The sequence below is a fragment of the Streptomyces sp. 13-12-16 genome (assembly GCF_002114215.1).
GTDB lineage: Bacteria > Actinomycetota > Actinomycetes > Streptomycetales > Streptomycetaceae > Streptomyces.
The window spans coordinates 1-1,430 of record NZ_NCTE01000458.1 but is presented as its reverse complement, the minus strand read 5'-3'; the positions used below and the strand labels follow the sequence as shown (position 1 = coordinate 1,430).

Below are 1,430 nucleotides of genomic sequence, written 5' to 3'. Positions count from 1 at the left end.
AGGCGTGCGTGGGGCCCCGGGCCCTCGCGGAGGCGGCCGACGCGGCTCGTCGCGTCGCGGCGGACCGTGCGTATCTGCTGGCGGGACTGCGGACGTTCGGTGCCCGGGGGCTTCGGGTCGCGGAACCCGCCGAGGGGCCCTTCGTCCTGGTCCGGCTGCCGCATGCGGCGACGGTACGGCGACGGCTGCGGGCGCTCGGCTACGCGGTGCGGCGCGGGGACACGTTTCCGGGGCTGGGTGAGGAGTGGCTGCGCCTGGCGGTACGGGATCGTCGGACGACGGATGGTTTCCTGGCCGCGCTGGACCGGGTACTGAGCGTTTGATTCGCCCCCGCTGCCCCTTCCCGTCCCGACCCCGGGGGCGCTGCCCCCGGACCCCCGCTCCTCAAACGCCGGAGGGGCTGCATTGTGCCGGACGGGCTGAAAATTTCAGCCCGTCCGGCGTTTGAGGACGAGGCCCGAAGGGCCGAAAGGGGGGTCTGGGGGCGCAGCCCCCGGGGACGATGGGGGTCCCCCCGCTCGAGCGGAGCCGAGAGTGGGGGAGGGAAGGGGCGGCGGGGGCGAAGAAACCCTCAGTTGCCGCGCGCTCGGCGGGCCAGGGCGACCGCTCCCCCGCCCGCCGCCAGCAGGGCGACCGCGCCGCCCGCGATGTACGGCGTCAGAGAGTCCCCGCCCGTCTCGGCGAGGTTCGCCTCCTCGGGCGCGGCCGCCTCCGCCCGCGCCCCCTGCGGCCGGACGTCGGCAGAATCCTCTGCGGCTGCCTCGGCGGCAGGAACCTCACACTCCGCCTCCGCCAGCGTGACCGTGCCCTCCACCTCGGCGACGTTCAGCTTCAACGGATTGACGGACACGTCGAGTCGCAGCGCCGTCGCCGCGGCCGTCGTCGAGGTCGTCGACGTCTTCGACAGGTCCAGCCGGACCGACCCGACCCCCGGTACCTCCACCTCCGTGGGACCACCGGAGGTCAGCGAGACCCGCTTGCCGAGGACCGTCACCGAGGCGGGCAGCGTCACCGAGGCGTGCGGGGTCCTCCCGGCCTCGCAGACCGCCTTGGAGCTCACCGCCTCGAGCTCGACGACCGGCAGCAGCGGCAGACCGGGCACATGGAGCCGGGCCTCGGAGAGGGTGGTGGACGCCTCTGCACGGTCGTCGTTCACCGTCGCCTCCGCGTCGGCCGCCTCCGCCCGCAGCACGCTGAAGGGCCTGCCGCCGTCGACGCCGTCGAGACTGGCGCCGAGGGCCGTCTTCCGCGCGCTCTGCGGTGCCCGGACCTCGTTGAGGGAGACGGTGAGCGGGGCGTTCACCGTCTTGTTGAGCAGGGACACGTCGAGCCCGGTGCGCAGCACGGCGGCGCTCGCCGTGCCGTGGCCCCCGGTGGCGTGCGCGGAGCCCGCTCCGGCCAGCGCCGCGGGACCGGCGGCGAGCGCGCAG

Annotated in this window: 1 protein-coding gene and 1 pseudogene; one reads left to right on the top strand and one right to left on the bottom strand. The window is 75.2% G+C overall.

The features are described 5' to 3' along the window. Nucleotides 1–323, top strand: a pseudogene (locus B7767_RS18520) (aminotransferase); the annotation flags it as partial. Between the two features lie 248 nt (nt 324–571). Here the strand turns inward: B7767_RS18520 and B7767_RS18515 are convergent. After that, nucleotides 572–1,430: SCO1860 family LAETG-anchored protein (locus B7767_RS18515; RefSeq protein WP_179167189.1), on the bottom strand; the 859-nt coding region annotated here is incomplete at its 5' end.